Below are 15,250 nucleotides of genomic sequence, written 5' to 3'. Positions count from 1 at the left end.
CGGGAATGATGTTGGTTGAAGGTGTTCAACATCAATCATGCCCGTACCCGATTGGAATGTACAGAAGATAAAATTAAAGAAAATGTAACAGTTTGCGACAAGGGCGGCAAGCTGCATTGCACCGCGCCGCCGCCCGCCGCTTTAGCCGATCAGCTGCGCCGCGACAGGCACGCCGACCAGTTCCACCGGCGCGCCGCCGGCGCCGAGGTCGACCACGTTGTCGCTGGTCATGCTGGTGGCGACCACGTTTTGCAAGGTCATCAGGGTGGCGGAGGCCAGCGGGCCGGCGGCGCCGTCGGCGTCGAAGCGCACCAGGGTGGCGCTGCCGCTCTGCACGAACTCCAGCAGGCCGTTTGGCGCCGCCAGGCCGGTCAGGTCGATGCGGTCGCCGCCGGCGCCGGCCGTGAAATCCTTCACCGTCAGGCTGCCCAGGCGCCCTTCTCCGCGCAGCACGTAGGTGTCGATGCCGGCGCCGCCGCTGGCGGTGACAGCGGTGTTATCCAGCGCGCCACGCGTGACGGCGATGGTGTCGGCTTCCTCGCCGCCGGACACCACCACGCGCCCCGCCAGCGCCTGCTGCGTCGCGGCGATCTCGATCAGGTCGGCGCCACGCCCGCCGAACAGGCCGCTGTTGCCGCTGCCGGCCACTTTCAGCACATCGTTGCCGGTGCCGCCGTTCAGCTGCACGCTGCCGCTGCCGCCATCCAAGGTATCGTTGCCGGCGCCGCCCTCGAGCACGTCGTCGCCGATATCCGCATACAACACATCGTCGCCGTTGCCGCCATTGACCGTGTCGTCGCCGGCGCCGCCGCGCAGCACGTCGTTGCCATCGCCGCCGATCAGCTCGTCGTTGCCGGCGTCGCCGCGGGCGTTGTCGTCGCCATCGCCGGCCTTGAGGATGTCGGCGCCCTCGCCGCCGCCGAGCACATCGTGGCCGATGCCGCCGTCGAGCAGGTCATCGCCGGCGCCGCCGTCGAGCAGGTCGGCGCCCTCGCCGCCCACCAGGCCGTCGGCGCCCTGTTCACCGAACAGCGCGTCGTTTCCGGGCGCGCCGTCGAGGCTGTCGTTGCCCGCCCCGCCGAACAGCGAATCGTCGCCGCCGTGTCCACTAAGCACATCGTTGCCCTGGAAACCGGACAGCTTGTCGTTGCCATAGCCGCCGTTGAGGGTATCGTTGGCGCGCGCGCCGTCGATGGTGCCGCTTCCCCACACCAGCAGGCCATCTTCGGAACCGTTCGGATGCATGCCGCCGACGATGTGCCCGGCGCTCAGCTGGGAAGGCGTGACGCCATCGATGGTGAGAATGGTGCGAAAGAGCGCCGCGCTGCCGGCGGCGCCGTCTTCGTCGAACTGGAGCTGGGTGCTGTTGCCGCTGGCTTGCACGCGCAGGTAGCCGAGCGCACCGAACGGGTTGCCGCTGTAATTGGCCACGACCTGCGGAATCAGGGCGTCCAGGTCGATCCGGTCATTGAGATAGTCGAGATCGAAGCCGGTGATCGTGACCTGCCCGGCGTGGACACCGGGTGCGAACGTGTAGAGGTTGTTGCCGAACTCGCCGCTGCTGGCGAGCACGTCCTGGAACGCCAGCGACGGGCCGAAGGTGAGCACGCCCCAGCCCGCGCTCAACATGCGCACGGAACCTGTGGCGCCGCCCGTGAAATCGGCAAACAGGTGGTTTTCGCCGTAGCTGCCGTCGAGCGTATCGCCGGCGCCGCCGGTGAGGGTGTCGTCGCCGCTACCGCCGTCGACCTTGTCGCTGCCGGCACCGGTGGTGACGATCACGTCGTTGCCCCAGCCGCCCGCCAGCACGTTGTTGCCTTCGACATCGGTGAGGATGTCGTCGTCGTTGTCGCCATTGAGGACGTCGTCGCCCGCGCCGCCGTTGAGCACATCCTTGCCGTTCCCGCCAAAAGAGGTGTCGTTGCCCGCGTCGCCGGCCAGCGCGTCGTCGCCATCGCCGCCGTAGATGCTGTCGTTGCCGGCGCCGCCATGCAGCAGGTCGCCGTCAATGCCGCCTTCGAGCAGGTCGTCGCCGGCGCCGCCGAGCAAGGTGTCGCTGCCCGCCAGGCCGATCAGGTGTTCGGCGCGTTGGTCGCCTTCGATGCTGTCGGCGCCGGCGGTGCCGGTCAGCACCCGGCCGAAGTAAGCGACCGAGGGATCGTAACCCTGCACGAAATGGGCTTTGGTCAGGCTGGCGGCGCTCACGCCGCTTAAGGTCATCAGGTCCATCAGGGCGTAGTCGGCGCCGGCCGCCCCGTCCCTGTCGTAGCGCACCACCGTGTCGGCGCCGCGCTGCTCCAGGCGCAGGTAGCCATCGGCGCCGAAGGGGTTGCCGGGTCCGCCGCCGAACCACACATTGAACTTGAGCAGGTCCGCTTCCGCGCCCACCGAAAAATCGGTCACCGTCACCTTCGGACTGCTGTCGGCGTAGCCGTACGACGACAGGAAGAAGGTGTCGCGCCCGCTGCCGCCGGTGGCGATCGCCGTCACCTCCGGCGAGGCCGATGCGATGTCAAAGCTGTCGTCGCCGGCGCCGCCGAACAGTTGCGTCGTGCTGAACTTGACAAAACCGTAACCACGCACTGCCAGGTCGTCATTGCCATCGCCGCCGTCGAACAGGTTGTCGCCCTGGTATTCCGCCGTCATCTGGTCATTACCGGCGCCGCCGAGCACGGTGTTCGAGCCGGCATGGCCGCCCAGGTAGTCATTGCCCTCGCCACCCTCGATCAGGTCGTCGCCCGCGCCGCCGAACATCATATCGTTGCCGGCGCCGCCGACCAGGGTGTCGTTGCCGGCACCCGAAAAGATCGTGTCGGCCCCGCCGTTGCCTTCGTAGCGGTCGTTCAGCTCGGAGCCCTCGATGCTGTCGTTGCGCTCGTCGCCGATGATGGTTTCGCCCTCATCGATGCCGTCCGGACTGAGCTGGCTGGCCGAGATGTTCGCCGCCACCGCTTGCGCGGCCACGCCGTCGAGCCGCAGCACGGTCTTGAAGGCGGACGCCGTGCCCTGGGCGCCGTCGGCATCGAACTGCAGCACCGTGTCGGCGCCGGCCTGCACCAGTTTCAGGTAGCCGCGCGCGCTGGAAAACGGGTCGCCCAGCGACAGGTCGACGCCGGCCAGCAAACGGCTGACGTCGATCCGGTCGCCCTCGGGGCCGCTGGCGAAATCGGTCACCACGTAGCCGGCCGCGCCGCTCTCGCGTTCCAGCAGGTACACGTCGCGCCCGGCGCCGCCGCTCACGCGCGCGCTGCCCTGGTTGAGGAAGGCCACGCTGAACAGGTCGTTGCCATCGCCGCCGCCGGCCAGGGTGACGGCCGCCGCTTCATTGGCGCGGGTGCGGATCGTAATGCGGTCGTTGCCGCCGCCGCCGATGAAGGTGTCCTGGCCGTCGCCCAGCAACACGTCGTTGTCATCGCCGCCATCGAGCACGCTGTTGCCGCCGCGTTCCGAGTACAGCAGGTCGACCCCGGCGCCGCCCATGAGCGAGTCGCGTCCTTCGTAATCGTTGAGCGTGTCGTGGCCCGCGCCACCCTGCAGGGTGTCGTTGCCCAGTTCGCCCACGAGCCGGTCGTTGCCGGCGCCGCCATCGGCGAAGTCGTTGCCGAGGTTGCCGTTCAGGTAGTCATTGGCCCGGCCACCAAACAGGGTGTCGTTGCCCTCGTAGCCGAACAGGTCGTCGCCCACGGCGAGCGTGTCCTCAGGGTCGTTGCTGAGAATGTAGTCGTCGCCGCCGTAGCCGAAGATGATGTCCTTGCCGCCATTGCCCGAGATGGTGTCATTGAACGCCGAGCCGGTCAGCCCTTCACCGCCCGGCCCGCCCTGCAGGTTCAGGCCGGTACCGGCTGGCGCGGGGCTGGCCTGGAGCAGCTTGGCGGGCGTGAGGATGTCGGCGTTGTGGGTAGTCATGTCGGTCCCTGGAATGATCGGCTGAATTTCTTGGCAATATTGCCAACCGAAAGCATGCCCACGCCCGCCAGGAATGTACAGAAGTTAAAATTAAATAATATGTAACAAAATATGTCGGGGCGGCGCTGCCTGGCCGCCCCTGTCCTGTTAGCCGGCGTATGCCTCGGCCGGCGCCACGCCGACCAGTTGCACCGGCGCCACGACGACGCCGGCCGCCGCCGGGGTATAGATGAAGTTGTCGACCGTCAGCGTGCTGGCCACCACGTTTTGCAGGGTCATCAAGGTTTCGAGCCACGCGTTGCCGCCGGAGCCGTCGAAGTCGATCTTGACCACGGTGGCCGTACCGTCTTGCACCAGGCGCAGCGCGCCCGATGCCAGCGGGTCGCCCGCCGGCATCCACGCAATGAGCGCCGCGGTCACGTCGATCAGGTCGCCGCCGGGTCCGGCGCTGAAGTCCTTGATAGTGAAGCTGGTGGTGTACGGCAGGAGGCCGACCCGGTAGGTGTCGACCCCGCCGCCGCCGATGGCCGTCACCTTGGTGCCCCAGCCGCTGCGGAAAATAATCGTATCGTCGTCCGCGCCGCCCGAGGCTAGCACGCGTCCGTCCCCGGACTGGATCTCGATCACGTCGCGTCCGTTGCCGCCGAACAGGCCGTTATCCCCATTCGCTTTCACGGTCAGGTAATCGTTGCCGCTGCCGCCGTTCAACTGGCTCCCGCCATAGCCGCCATCCAGGGTATCGTCGCCGGCCCCGCCGTCGAGCACACTGCTGCCCCGGAATACTTCGAGCTTGTCGTTGCCGTTGCCGCCCATCAGCACATCGTTGCCCTGGTAGCCCATGAGGTGGTCGTCGCCATCGCCGCCGCTGACGACGTCGTCGCCGTCGTGGCCATCCAGAAGGTCGTTGCCGGCGCCGCCGTTGAGGGTGTCGTTGCCTTCGCCGCCGTTCAGGACGTCCGCACCGCTGCCCCCGTCGAGCAGATCGTTGCCGGTGTCGCCGAGCAGCATGTCGTCGCCCTCGCCGCCATACAGTGCGTCGTTGTCGATGCCGCCGTCCAGGTTGTCCTTGCCCAGGCCGCCGAAGAGCGTGTCGTCCCCTTTGCCGCCGCTGATATAGTTATCGCCATCGTTACCCTGCAGGTAGCGGCCGTTGTCCGAGCCGTCGGGTTTGTATCCGCTGGTGAAATTGGCGGGGTGCAGGCTGCTGGCCATGATGCCGGACAGGACGGCCAGGGTTTGAAAGCCGTGCCCGGTGCCGGCGGCGCCATCTTCATCGAGCTGGAACAAGGTATCGCTGCCGCTTTGCACGAGGCGCAGATACCCGTTCGCGAACGGGTTGCCGGCGTACGTCGGCAGCCCGTCATACATCAGCCGGTCGCCGCCGATGCCGGCCTGGAAATCGTGGATCAGGTTCGTTTCAGCGTGCTGGAAAGGACTGAATTCAAAGATATCGCTACCGCTGCCGCCCCACGCGTCGACGCTGGTGGTCGCCGTGTTTTCGACGAAAAACAAGGTATCGTTGCCGGCCCCGCCAAGCAGGATGCAGGTGAACGGCGTCGCCGAATAGCCGTGGCCGGAAGAGAGGCGGTCGTCGCCCGCGCCGCCGTCGAGCGTGTCGTTGCCTTCCCCACCGTGCAGCATGTCGTTGCCATCGCCACCGTCGAGCAGATTGTCGCCGCCTTGCGCCAGCAGGATATCGTCGCCGCTGCCGCCGTGCAGGGTGTTGTTGCCTTGGCCGCCGTACAGGGTATCGTTGCCGCTGCCGCCATCGAGCACATCATTGCCAGCCATGCCGCGCAATTCGTCGGCGCCGCCCAGGCCGGCGATGTGGTCGTCCAGCGCAGCGCCGGTCAATGTGTCGGCGCCGTCGGTGCCGTTCAGGGTCAGGCCGGTAGTGTCTTGCTCGACGCCGGTGGCGAAGATGGAAAGGGTCATGATCATCCTTGAAAGTGATAAAAAGCTGTAAGGCCAGCGTGTAGGTCGCGGCAATATTTACAACTTGTTATCATGCCTTCACAGCACAATCATGTCCAGAAGGAAATCTTACATTTGCAGAACAATCAGCCCGGATCGGCCCATCCGGCGCGCAGCGCGGCCTCAAAAGCGGCCTCCGGCAACGGGCGCGAAAACAGGTAGCCCTGCACTTCGTCGCAGCCGGCGTCGCGCAAAAACTCCAATTGCTGGCGCGTTTCCACGCCTTCCGCAATGACCTTGTGGCGCAGCTGGCGGCCGATGCTGATGATGGTGCTGGCAATGGCGCAGTCGTTGCTGTCGAACGGCAGGCCGGTGGTGAAGGAACGGTCGATTTTCAGGGTGTCGATCGGGAAGCGCTTCAGGTACGACAGACTCGAGTAGCCGGTGCCGAAGTCGTCCAGCGACAGGCTCACGCCGAGCGCGGTGATGCGGTCCATGATGGCGATCACGCGTTCGATGTCGTGCATCAGGGTGCTTTCGGTGATTTCCAGTTCCAGCCAGGACGGATCGAGCCGGTAGCGCGCCAGGGTCTCGCTCACGCGCGCCGGCAAGGCCGCCGAAAACTCGCGCGCCGAGACATTCACGGCCAGGCGGAATGGCGGCAGTCCGGCCGCCTGCCAGCGCGCCGCCTGGGCGCAGGCCGCCTCCAGCACCCATTCGCCCAGCTGGACGATCAGGCCGGTCGCTTCGGCCAGCGGAATGAATTCGGCCGGCGGCACCAGCCCGCGCTGGGGATGGAGCCAGCGCACCAGCGCTTCGGCGCCGACCATGGTGCGGGTGCGGATCTCGAACTTGGGCTGGTAGTGCAACAGCAGTTCGCCGTTGGCCAGCGCCTGGCGCAGGCCCGATTCGAGGCGCATGCGTTCCTGCATGCCCTGGTTCATGTCGCGGCTGTAGAAGGTGACGCTGTCGCCGCTATCGTCATTGCCCAGCTTGGCGCGCGCCATGGCGATGTCGGCCACGCGCAGCAGGGCTTCGGCGTCGCTGCCATCCTGCGGATAGACGCTGATGCCGACGCTGGCGCCCACGCGCAGGTCGTGCCCGCCGATCAGGAACGGTTCGACCAGCGCCGCCTGCAGCTTGTGCGCCACCGTGGTCGCTTCGAAATGCTCGCGGATGTCGAACAGGCCGACCGCGAATTCGTCGCCCGACAGGCGCCCCACCACGTCCTGCTCGCGCAGCACCTGCTTGAAGCGCTGCGCCACCTGCTTGAGCAGTTCGTCGCCGGTGGCGCGCCCGAGGGTGTCGTTGAACATCTTGAAGCGGTTCAGGTCGACGAACAGGATGCAGGCGGTGGCGCCCTTGCGCTGGGCCGAGCTCAAGGCCTGGTCGACCAGCTTGGCCATCAGGCTGCGGTTGGGCAGGCCGGTCAGCGCGTCGTAGTAGGCCAGGTGGTGCAGGCGTTCTTCGGCGTGCTTGCGCTCGGTGATGTCGGTCAGGTAGGCGATCAGGCCGACCGGGCGCTGCTCGCGGTCGTGCAGCGGCGAGAGCGACAGGCTGGCCCAGAATACTTCGCCCGATTTCTTGCGGCGCCGCACTTCCATCATGCGCCCGCCCTGCTCCACGAAGGCATCGTGAAAGGCCGGATCTTCATCGGCGTACAGGAACAGGATGTTACGTCCCACCGCTTCCTGGGCGCTGTAGCCGAACAGGCGCTCGGCGCCCTTGTTCCAGCTGGTGATGTAGCCGGTCTGGTCCATCGTGAGGACCGACTCGTGGATCTGGTCGAGGATCTGGGCCTGGTGCGACAGCTCCGCTTCGAGGTCGAGGTAAGCCTGGGTCGAGCGCAGCGCGAAGTCGTTGACCTTGAGCAGGCTGGCGGCCAGCGCGGCCAGGCCGGCCAGCAGGCGCGCGTCGTCCTCGCCGTAGGCGGCGCGCCCGCTCACCACCAGGCGGCCGTAGTCAGTGGCGCCGCTGGCGACCTGGCACGCCAGCTGGGCAGCAGCACCATCGGCGGCCGGCCCGGGCACCAGTGCGCTGGCCTGGCCGGCCGCGACGAAGCTGCCGTGCGGGCTGGCCAGCAGCTCGCGCGCAATGCGCCCGAGTTCGGCCGCAAGCTGCTCGCCGCGCAGGTTGAGCACGGCGGCGCACAAGGCGGCACTGCTGGAAAGGAAGTCAGTCGCGAGGCTGTCGTGCATCCTACAAATTCCTGCCGACCTGGATCGCCCAGTGGTAGGCGTGCAGCTGGCTTTGCCACCATTGGGTATGGTCGATGCCGAGCGCGGCCAGGTGCTCCGGCGCCGCCAGGCCTTGCTCCACCAGGCGCAGCTGTTGGCCGAGGCGCCCTTCGCGCAGCAGCAGCGCTTCGGCCGCGGCCGGCGCCAGGCCGAGCGCGCCGACGATGTCTTCCATCGGCATGCCGAACAGCACGTCGAGCAGCGAGAACACGCCGGTCATGAAAGCGAGATCCTGGTCTTCGCGCTCGCCGCCCTGCAATTTGCACAGGCATTCGAGCTGGGCCGCGCGCAAGGCGGCCAGCGGCAGCAGCGGATTGGCCATGCCGTCGGGCTGCTGGCGCGCGTACAGCAGCAGTTGCAGCCAGCGCTGCAACTGGCGCCGCCCGAGCAGGTTGATGGCCTGGCCGAAGCTGGTGATCTGGGTGCTCAGCGCAAACGCGGCCGAGTTGACCAGCTTGAGCAAATGGTAGGACAGCGCCGGGTCCTGCTTGAGCAATTGTTCGAGCTCGCGCGATTCGGCGTCGCGCGCCAGCAGGCCCAGCAAGGCCAGCAGGCGCTTGCGCGAGGTGCCGTCGTGCGGCTTGGCGCTCGGCGCGGGATGCAGCGGCCAGTCGCCGGCCAGCCATTCGAAACCGGCCCCGGCGCAGTCGGCAAAGCGCGCCGCGCTGTTCACGCCGTACGCCAGGTGCGGGCCGAACAGGGACAGGACCTGGTATTGACCGCCGCGCACCACCGGCAAGCCGGCGCCGCAATCGAGCGCGACCGCGCGCAAGGCGGGCGGCAGCTTGAGGCCCTCGCCGGCCTGGCCGTCGAGCAGCACGCGGTAGCCTTCGTCGTGCAGCGCCAGCGTTTGCTTGAGCAGGGCCGGGTCGGCCAGCACGCCGGCGTCGATCGCGAAGATCACGCGGCTGGGCGGCGTCAAGGCCAGCAGCGCCGGGGTCAGGAGTGCGGGCGAGGCGAGCGGGACGATGCAGTCGAGCGGCGCGATGGCGGTGAGCAGGTCGGGCGCGCCGAACACCTGGTGCAAGGCCGTGCCGTGGGCAGCGCCGCCGACGCGCACGATCAGCGCCAGCCACTCGTTTTGCGCATTGGCGACCGCTTGCATCTCTACCAACGGGAACGGTGTTGTATCGGAGGCAGCCATCGGCATCTTTGAATTAGTGGGTTCGGTAATCTTAGTTGAGATAATGATCGGAAGCAACCACTTCATGGGTCGCACGATAGCAGTTCGTCATCATTATCCGTAAGGAAAGCAGAAGGATACTAGCTTCCTTCAAAACGTGCGTGCTGCACGGCATATCTGATCAGTTCGGCCTGCCCTTCGATGCCGAGTTTGCGCTTGATATTGAGGCGGTGCGTTTCCACCGTACGTACCGACAGGTCGAGCGTGCGCGCGATCTGCTTGTTGGAATGCCCCCCGGCCAGCTGCTGCAGCACTTCCTGCTCGCGCGCCGACAACTGGTTGTCTTGCACACTGGGGCGGGCCAGCTGGCGCGCCAGCGCGGCGCTGTAGTAAATACCGCCCGCCATCACGGTCTCGATGGCGAGCACGATATCCTTGCCCGGCGCATCTTTCAGCACATAGCCGCGCGCGCCGGCCTGCATCGCCTGGCTGACGTACTCGACCTTGTCGTGCATCGACAGGATCAGCACCGCGATGGCCGGGAACTGCTGGCGGAAGCGGGCGCTGGCCTCGATGCCGCTGATGCCGCGCATGTTGATGTCCATCAGCACCAGGTCGATGGCGTGCTCACCGGCCTGGCGCAGCGCGTCCTCGGCGCCGTCGGCCTCGGCCACCACGCGAAAATGCGGCACCGCTTCGAGGCGCGCGCGCAAGCCGTCGCGTACCAGGGGGTGGTCGTCGACCAGCAGGATGTGGATGAGTTTATCGGTCATGAGCGCGAGGTGGTGGGGGGAAGCGGGGCCGAGGCGTGCACCGAAGTGCCGGCCGCGGACGAGGTAATGGCCAGCTGGCCGCCGATGGCGTCCAGCCGTTCCAGCATGTTGCGCAGGCCGATGCCGCGCTTGGGGTGGATGTCCACGCTGGCGGCGTCGAAACCGGCGCCGTCGTCGGCAATCGTCAGGGTGACGCTGTTGTGCTCGCGGGCCAGGGTGATCTCGACCTGGCGCGCGCCGGCATGGCGTTCGATATTGGTCAGCGCTTCCTGGGCGATGCGGAACAGCACCGTGTTGGCGACGTCCGGCAAGCCGTCGGTGCTGCCGCGCGCCAGAAAGCGCACCGGCAGCGCGCTGTTCTGGGTCGCTTCGTGCGCCAGGTGGTCGAGCGCGGCGGCAAGACCGAGGTCGTCGAGGATGGCCGGGCGCAGGTTGTGCGAGATGCGCCGCACCTCGCCCAGCACATCGTTGAGCTGGGCGGCGGTGTGCTCGAAACTGGCGCGCGCCTTGATCTGCTGGGCCGCGTCGCCGCCGAGGCGGATCACGCCCGCTTCGATCTGCAGCTTGATCGACACCAGCCACTGGCTGATGCCGTCGTGCAGGTCGCGCGACAGGCGCGCCCGCTCCTGCTCCTGCGACTCGACCACGCGCTGGGTCAGCACCTTGAGCTTGGCATCGGCCACGCGCAGCTCGCTGATATTGAGCGCCAGCCCGGAGCTGGCCACCACCAGCGCACTGACGATCGCCAGCACCGCGATCCACAGCATGGTGCCCTGGATATTGCGCGACTGCTGGGCGTCGATCTTGGCCAGCGCGGCGTCCACGTCGTCGAGGTAAATGCCGGTGCCGAGCATCCAGCCCCAGTTCTCCATCGGCACCACATAGCCGAGCTTGGGCGCCGATTTATTGGTGGACGGCTTGGCCCAGATGTAGCGCTGCAGCCCGCCGCCGCTCCTGGCACGCGCCAGCAGGCGCTGGATGGTCGGCTCGCCATTGACGTCGCGCATCTCCCACAGGTTGCGCCCCACCAGTTCCGGCTGGCGCGGATGCATCAGGCTGTTGCCCTGAAAATCGTAGACGAAGAAATAGCCATCGTCGCCGTAGCTCAGGGTCGACAGGATGCGCTTGGCCTCATCCAGGGTGGCCTGGTCGCGCTTGCCGGAATCGGCCAGGTGCGCGACCGCGCGCGTGGCCAGGTCCACATAGTGTTTCAGTTCGGCTTCCTTGCTGGCCAAATAGGCTTGCTGGATGGTGTCGCGCTGCTGCTGGGCCAGGGTGATGGCCTGGTGGCGCACGAACAGCGCGATCGTGCACAGCGCCAGGATCAGCGGCGTGATCGCGAGAAAGATGACCTTTTGCCTTAACTTCATACAGCGCCCGGCCTGCCGCGTGCGGCTTTGTGAATGAGCCACGATTCTACGACGGCCGGGCCCGCCACGCCTACGTAGTACCACGTAAAGCGCTGCGTAGTGCTGCGCTTGCCGCGTGGTGCGGCCCGTTCGATACTGGTTCACGCTGTGCGGAATTGAACCGGCTTTGACCGGTCCAACCAGCACGGAAGATAAAACACCTTGGAGGAGTCACCATGAAACGTCTGTCAAGCCAGCTCGGCTGGGCTGCGCTATCGATTTTCGGCGCCTGCGCGCTCGGCTACATCGCGCTCAAGCGCGGCGAAGCCATCAATGCCATCTGGATCATCGCCGCCGCCGTCTGCGTCTACCTGATCGCTTACCGCTTCTACAGCTCTTTTCTGGCCGACAAGGTGCTCGGACTCGACCCGCGCCGCCAGACCCCGGCCGAGAAGTTCAACGATGGCCTCGACTTCGTTCCCACCAATAAGTATGTGCTGTTCGGCCACCATTTCGCGGCGATTGCCGGCGCCGGTCCCCTGGTCGGCCCGGTGCTGGCCGCGCAGATGGGCTACCTGCCCGGCATGATGTGGATCCTGGCCGGCGTGGTGCTGGCCGGCGCGGTGCAGGACTTCATCATCCTGTTCATCTCGACGCGCCGCGACGGCCGCTCGCTGGGCGACCTGATCAAATCCGAACTGGGCGACATTCCGGGCGTGATCGCCCTGCTCGGCACCTTCATGATCATGGTCATCATCCTGGCCGTGCTGGCGCTGATCGTGGTCAAGGCCCTGACCGGCTCGCCGTGGGGCAGCTTCACCGTCATGGCCACCATTCCGATCGCCCTGTTCATGGGCGTGTACTCGCGCTTCGTGCGCGTGGGCCGCATCGGCGAAGTGTCGCTGATCGGCTTCGTGCTGCTGATGCTGGCCATTATCGGCGGCCAGTATGTGCAGGAACACGCCGTGCTGGGACCGATGTTCACCTTCACCGGCACCGAACTGACCTGGATGCTGATCGGCTACGGTTTTGTCGCTTCCGTGATTCCCGTCTGGCTGCTGCTGGCGCCGCGCGACTACCTGTCGACCTTTTTAAAGATCGGCACCATCGTCGGCCTGGCGATCGGCATCCTGATCGTCGCGCCCGACCTCAAAATGCCGGCCGTGACCAAGTTCATCGACGGCAGCGGCCCGGTCTGGTCGGGCAGCCTGTTCCCCTTCCTGTTCATTACCATCGCCTGCGGCGCGGTATCGGGCTTCCATGCGCTCATCTCGTCCGGCACCACCCCGAAGATGATCGAAAACGAACAGCACGCGCGCTTCATCGGCTACGGCGCGATGCTGATGGAATCGTTCGTCGCCATCATGGCGCTGGTGGCCGCCTCGACCATCGAGCCGGGCATCTACTTCGCCATGAACAGCCCGGCCGCGATCCTCGGCACCACGGCCGAGTCGGCCGCCGCCGCAGTCACGCAAATGGGCTTTTACATCACCCCCGAGATGCTGACCCAGACCGCGAAAGATGTCGGCGAAAGCACCATCATCTCGCGCGCCGGCGGTGCCCCGACGCTGGCGGTGGGCATGGCGAACATTTTGTCGAACGTCATCGGCGGCAAGACCATGATGGCCTTCTGGTACCACTTCGCGATCCTGTTCGAAGCCCTGTTCATCCTGACGGCGGTGGACGCCGGCACCCGCGCCGGGCGCTTCATGCTGCAAGACTTGCTGGGCACCTTTGCGCCATCGCTCAAGCGCACCGAATCGATTCCGGCCAACCTGATCGCCACCTCGCTGTGCGTGGCGGCCTGGGGCTACTTCCTGTACCAGGGCGTGGTCGATCCGCTGGGCGGCATCAACACCCTGTGGCCGCTGTTCGGCATCGCCAACCAGATGCTGGCCGGGATTGCCCTGATCCTTGCCACCTGCGTGCTGTTCAAGATGAAACGCGCAAAGTATGCGTGGGTGACCATGGTGCCGACCGCCTGGCTGCTGGCCTGCACCCTGACCGCCGGCTGGCAGAAGATTTTCCACGACAACGTGCGCATCGGTTTCGTGGCGCACGCACACAAGTTCCAGGCCGCGATCGAGCAGGGCGTGGTGCTCGCGCCCGCCAAGTCGATGGCGCAGATGCACCAGATCGTCTTCAACGATTACCTGGACGCGTCGCTGGCGGGCTTTTTCATGTTCGTGGTTCTGTCGGTGCTGGTGTTCGGCGCGCGCACGGTGTTCAGGGCGCGTGCAAACGCCGCGCCGAGTTCGATGGAAACCCCGTTCGTCGCCAACGCGGCCAAGCCGGCATGAGCTTGTTCGACAACCTGGCGGATGCCGGGCGCGGGCTGGCCCTGGCCGGCCGCTATCTCGGGCAAAGCATGCGCCTGATGGTGGGCTTGCCCGAGTACGACACCTACGTGGCGCATATGGAGGCGACTCATCCGGGCGCGCCGATGATGAGCTACGAAGAGTTCTTTCGCGAGCGCCAGGAAGCGCGCTACGGCGGCGCGGGCAAGCGTGGCGGGTGTTGCTGAGCGCTTGCGCACGGTACAGGAAAGGGGACGCTGCGGCGTCCCCTTTTTGATTGCGGCACCAGACAGTCGCTATGAAGGGATGGCCGATTCGAATGCGGCCGGCACGGGCGACGGCGAGCCCGGTTGCGCGGCGCGCTGCGCCAGGATGCGGTCCTGCGTGGCGCGCGATTGCAGGCTCTGGATGCGCGCGGAGAGGTCGATGTTCGTATCGGCTTTGGCGCGCGCCGCCACGGCCATGCGCGCGACCAGCGCCTGCAAGCAGCGCCGGTACCTGACTGTAATCGTCGTGGGATTTTAGTTGGTACAGTGCGCGGCCGACTTGCGTGTAGTCGGTGTCGAAGGTCGGATGGCCGTGCGCATCATGCCCGGTGAGCGTGGAATGGGTGCTGTGGCGATCAAGCACGAAGCCGCCATCCCACAGTCCATGAATTTCCAGAACGTCGACTTGCATCCCGCTCTCCCCTTGAGCCTATGCCCGCCCCTTTTTATTATCGCCCTCCTTATCCACAATGTATCTGCAGAATTGCGTAAAATGCAACACAGCTAATACAACACGAATTTGGATTACACTCATGATCGTTATCTCGGGCAGAAAAAACGTCTATCGCCAGCTCGGCTATGTTGCCGACTTCTGTCCCATTTGCAGGTCGGTGCAAACCTTCCTGGTCAGGCGCATCGGCCGCGCCAGCCATGTGTACTTCATTTCGGTCGGCAAGGGTGAGCTGGCCGGTTACGATCGCATCTGCCAGTCTTGCCTGACGCCGTTTCCGACCGAGGAGAAAAAATACAAACAGATCTTGAAGGATCCGGTTCCCCTGCCCGAACTGCAAGCGAGCACCTTCCCGGACCTGGAGACGGTGTGGCAAGAACGCATGGCTCAGGAAGCGCACATCGTGCATGCCCCCTTGTTGCTTTCAGCCGAAAAGCGGAGCGAACTGATCCTGCACCAATTCATGTTGCTGGTGCCGAAGATGGAACGGTGCTATAGCTCGGCCGTGATCGATAAGCCAGCCGCCCTTGCGGGTATTGCCGGGCTGGTCGTGATGGTGGCTGGCTGGAAGCTGTCGCCAATATTGTTTCCGAACGTTAGGTTTTTCCCCGAGTACGGCTCGTTCTCGCCCGAGTTCGGTTTCTTTTTTCTCGGGATTGCCCTGTTTGCATGGCAAGGAAGGGCAGCAAAAGGCCGCTTGATCCGGCGCGAAGTCATTCCGGCCCTGGCCACGGCGCTACGTCCGCTTTCACCGACCGAGGCCGAACTGCAGGCCGCATTCGCCCAGGTGCGTAGCGCGGGGCATATGCTAGGAGTCTGCGCGGCAGAAACTGATGCAATCCGAATGGTGACGAGGTAAACTTGTCAAATGACGACGAGCTACCTTCCATACGATCAGCATCAGCAAATGCTGCTTCCCCATGCTTTGCAAGAC

Annotated in this window: 10 protein-coding genes; 3 read left to right on the top strand and 7 right to left on the bottom strand. The window is 65.8% G+C overall.

Annotation, left to right across the window (positions count from 1 at the left end; translation table 11 throughout):
* Positions 1–141: 141 nt before the first annotated feature.
* The 6 genes from F1609_RS17590 to F1609_RS17565 form a co-directional block, all read right to left on the bottom strand.
* Entirely contained in the window at positions 142–3,906 is a 3,765-nt protein-coding gene (locus F1609_RS17590; protein WP_167077714.1) for a calcium-binding protein, read from the bottom strand.
* Between the two features lie 147 nt (positions 3,907–4,053).
* Positions 4,054–5,841 carry a calcium-binding protein gene (locus F1609_RS17585; RefSeq protein WP_167077713.1) on the bottom strand — a complete coding sequence of 596 codons (1,788 nt, stop codon included), beginning with the start codon at positions 5,839–5,841 and terminating at the stop codon, positions 4,054–4,056.
* A gap of 125 nt (positions 5,842–5,966) precedes the next feature.
* The gene (locus F1609_RS17580) at positions 5,967–8,018 is read right to left on the bottom strand and encodes a putative bifunctional diguanylate cyclase/phosphodiesterase (protein ID WP_167077712.1); all 2,052 of its coding nucleotides are present in this window, start codon (positions 8,016–8,018) and stop codon (positions 5,967–5,969) included.
* 1 nt (position 8,019) lies between these two features.
* Positions 8,020–9,201, bottom strand: a complete 1,182-nt coding sequence (locus F1609_RS17575) for an HDOD domain-containing protein (RefSeq protein WP_167077711.1) — start codon at positions 9,199–9,201, stop codon at positions 8,020–8,022.
* Between the two features lie 119 nt (positions 9,202–9,320).
* Positions 9,321–9,953: a response regulator transcription factor gene (locus F1609_RS17570; protein ID WP_167077710.1), complete on the bottom strand. Its 633-nt coding sequence runs from the start codon at positions 9,951–9,953 to the stop codon at positions 9,321–9,323.
* Complete coding sequence (locus tag F1609_RS17565; RefSeq protein ID WP_167077709.1) at positions 9,950–11,323, bottom strand: cache domain-containing protein; 1,374 nt, start codon at positions 11,321–11,323, stop codon at positions 9,950–9,952. The genes F1609_RS17570 and F1609_RS17565 overlap by 4 nt, the downstream gene beginning before the upstream one ends.
* Positions 11,324–11,538: 215 nt before the next feature.
* Between F1609_RS17565 and F1609_RS17560 the strand changes: the two genes are divergently transcribed.
* Together F1609_RS17560 and F1609_RS17555 are read left to right on the top strand one after the other, a co-directional pair.
* Complete coding sequence (locus F1609_RS17560; protein WP_167077708.1) at positions 11,539–13,602, top strand: carbon starvation CstA family protein; 2,064 nt, start codon at positions 11,539–11,541, stop codon at positions 13,600–13,602.
* Positions 13,599–13,826, top strand: a complete 228-nt coding sequence (locus F1609_RS17555; RefSeq protein ID WP_167077707.1) for a YbdD/YjiX family protein — start codon at positions 13,599–13,601, stop codon at positions 13,824–13,826. The genes F1609_RS17560 and F1609_RS17555 overlap by 4 nt, the downstream gene beginning before the upstream one ends.
* Before the next feature lie 69 nt (positions 13,827–13,895).
* Here the strand turns inward: F1609_RS17555 and F1609_RS17550 are convergent, their stop codons facing one another.
* Positions 13,896–14,084, bottom strand: coding sequence for a hypothetical protein (locus F1609_RS17550; protein WP_167077706.1), 189 nt, complete (start codon positions 14,082–14,084; stop codon positions 13,896–13,898).
* Between the two features lie 314 nt (positions 14,085–14,398).
* Here F1609_RS17550 and F1609_RS17545 point away from each other — a divergent pair, with 314 nt between their 5' ends.
* Entirely contained in the window at positions 14,399–15,175 is a 777-nt protein-coding gene (locus F1609_RS17545) for a hypothetical protein (RefSeq protein ID WP_167077705.1), read from the top strand.
* Positions 15,176–15,250 lie beyond the last annotated feature (75 nt).

This window comes from Massilia aquatica (assembly GCF_011682045.1).
GTDB lineage: Bacteria > Pseudomonadota > Gammaproteobacteria > Burkholderiales > Burkholderiaceae_D > Telluria_A > Telluria_A aquatica.
The sequence above is the reverse complement of the archived record's forward strand: the minus strand, read 5'-3'. Positions and strand labels throughout refer to the sequence as shown.

Coding starts and splice junctions, on each gene's coding strand:
- F1609_RS17590 (WP_167077714.1), bottom strand. CDS start 3,906: ATGACTACCCACAACGCCGACATCCTCACGCCCGCCAAGCTGCTCCAG.
- F1609_RS17585 (WP_167077713.1), bottom strand. CDS start 5,841: ATGACCCTTTCCATCTTCGCCACCGGCGTCGAGCAAGACACTACCGGC.
- F1609_RS17580 (WP_167077712.1), bottom strand. CDS start 8,018: ATGCACGACAGCCTCGCGACTGACTTCCTTTCCAGCAGTGCCGCCTTG.
- F1609_RS17575 (WP_167077711.1), bottom strand. CDS start 9,201: ATGGCTGCCTCCGATACAACACCGTTCCCGTTGGTAGAGATGCAAGCG.
- F1609_RS17570 (WP_167077710.1), bottom strand. CDS start 9,953: ATGACCGATAAACTCATCCACATCCTGCTGGTCGACGACCACCCCCTG.
- F1609_RS17565 (WP_167077709.1), bottom strand. CDS start 11,323: ATGAAGTTAAGGCAAAAGGTCATCTTTCTCGCGATCACGCCGCTGATC.
- F1609_RS17560 (WP_167077708.1), top strand. CDS start 11,539: ATGAAACGTCTGTCAAGCCAGCTCGGCTGGGCTGCGCTATCGATTTTC.
- F1609_RS17555 (WP_167077707.1), top strand. CDS start 13,599: ATGAGCTTGTTCGACAACCTGGCGGATGCCGGGCGCGGGCTGGCCCTG.
- F1609_RS17545 (WP_167077705.1), top strand. CDS start 14,399: ATGATCGTTATCTCGGGCAGAAAAAACGTCTATCGCCAGCTCGGCTAT.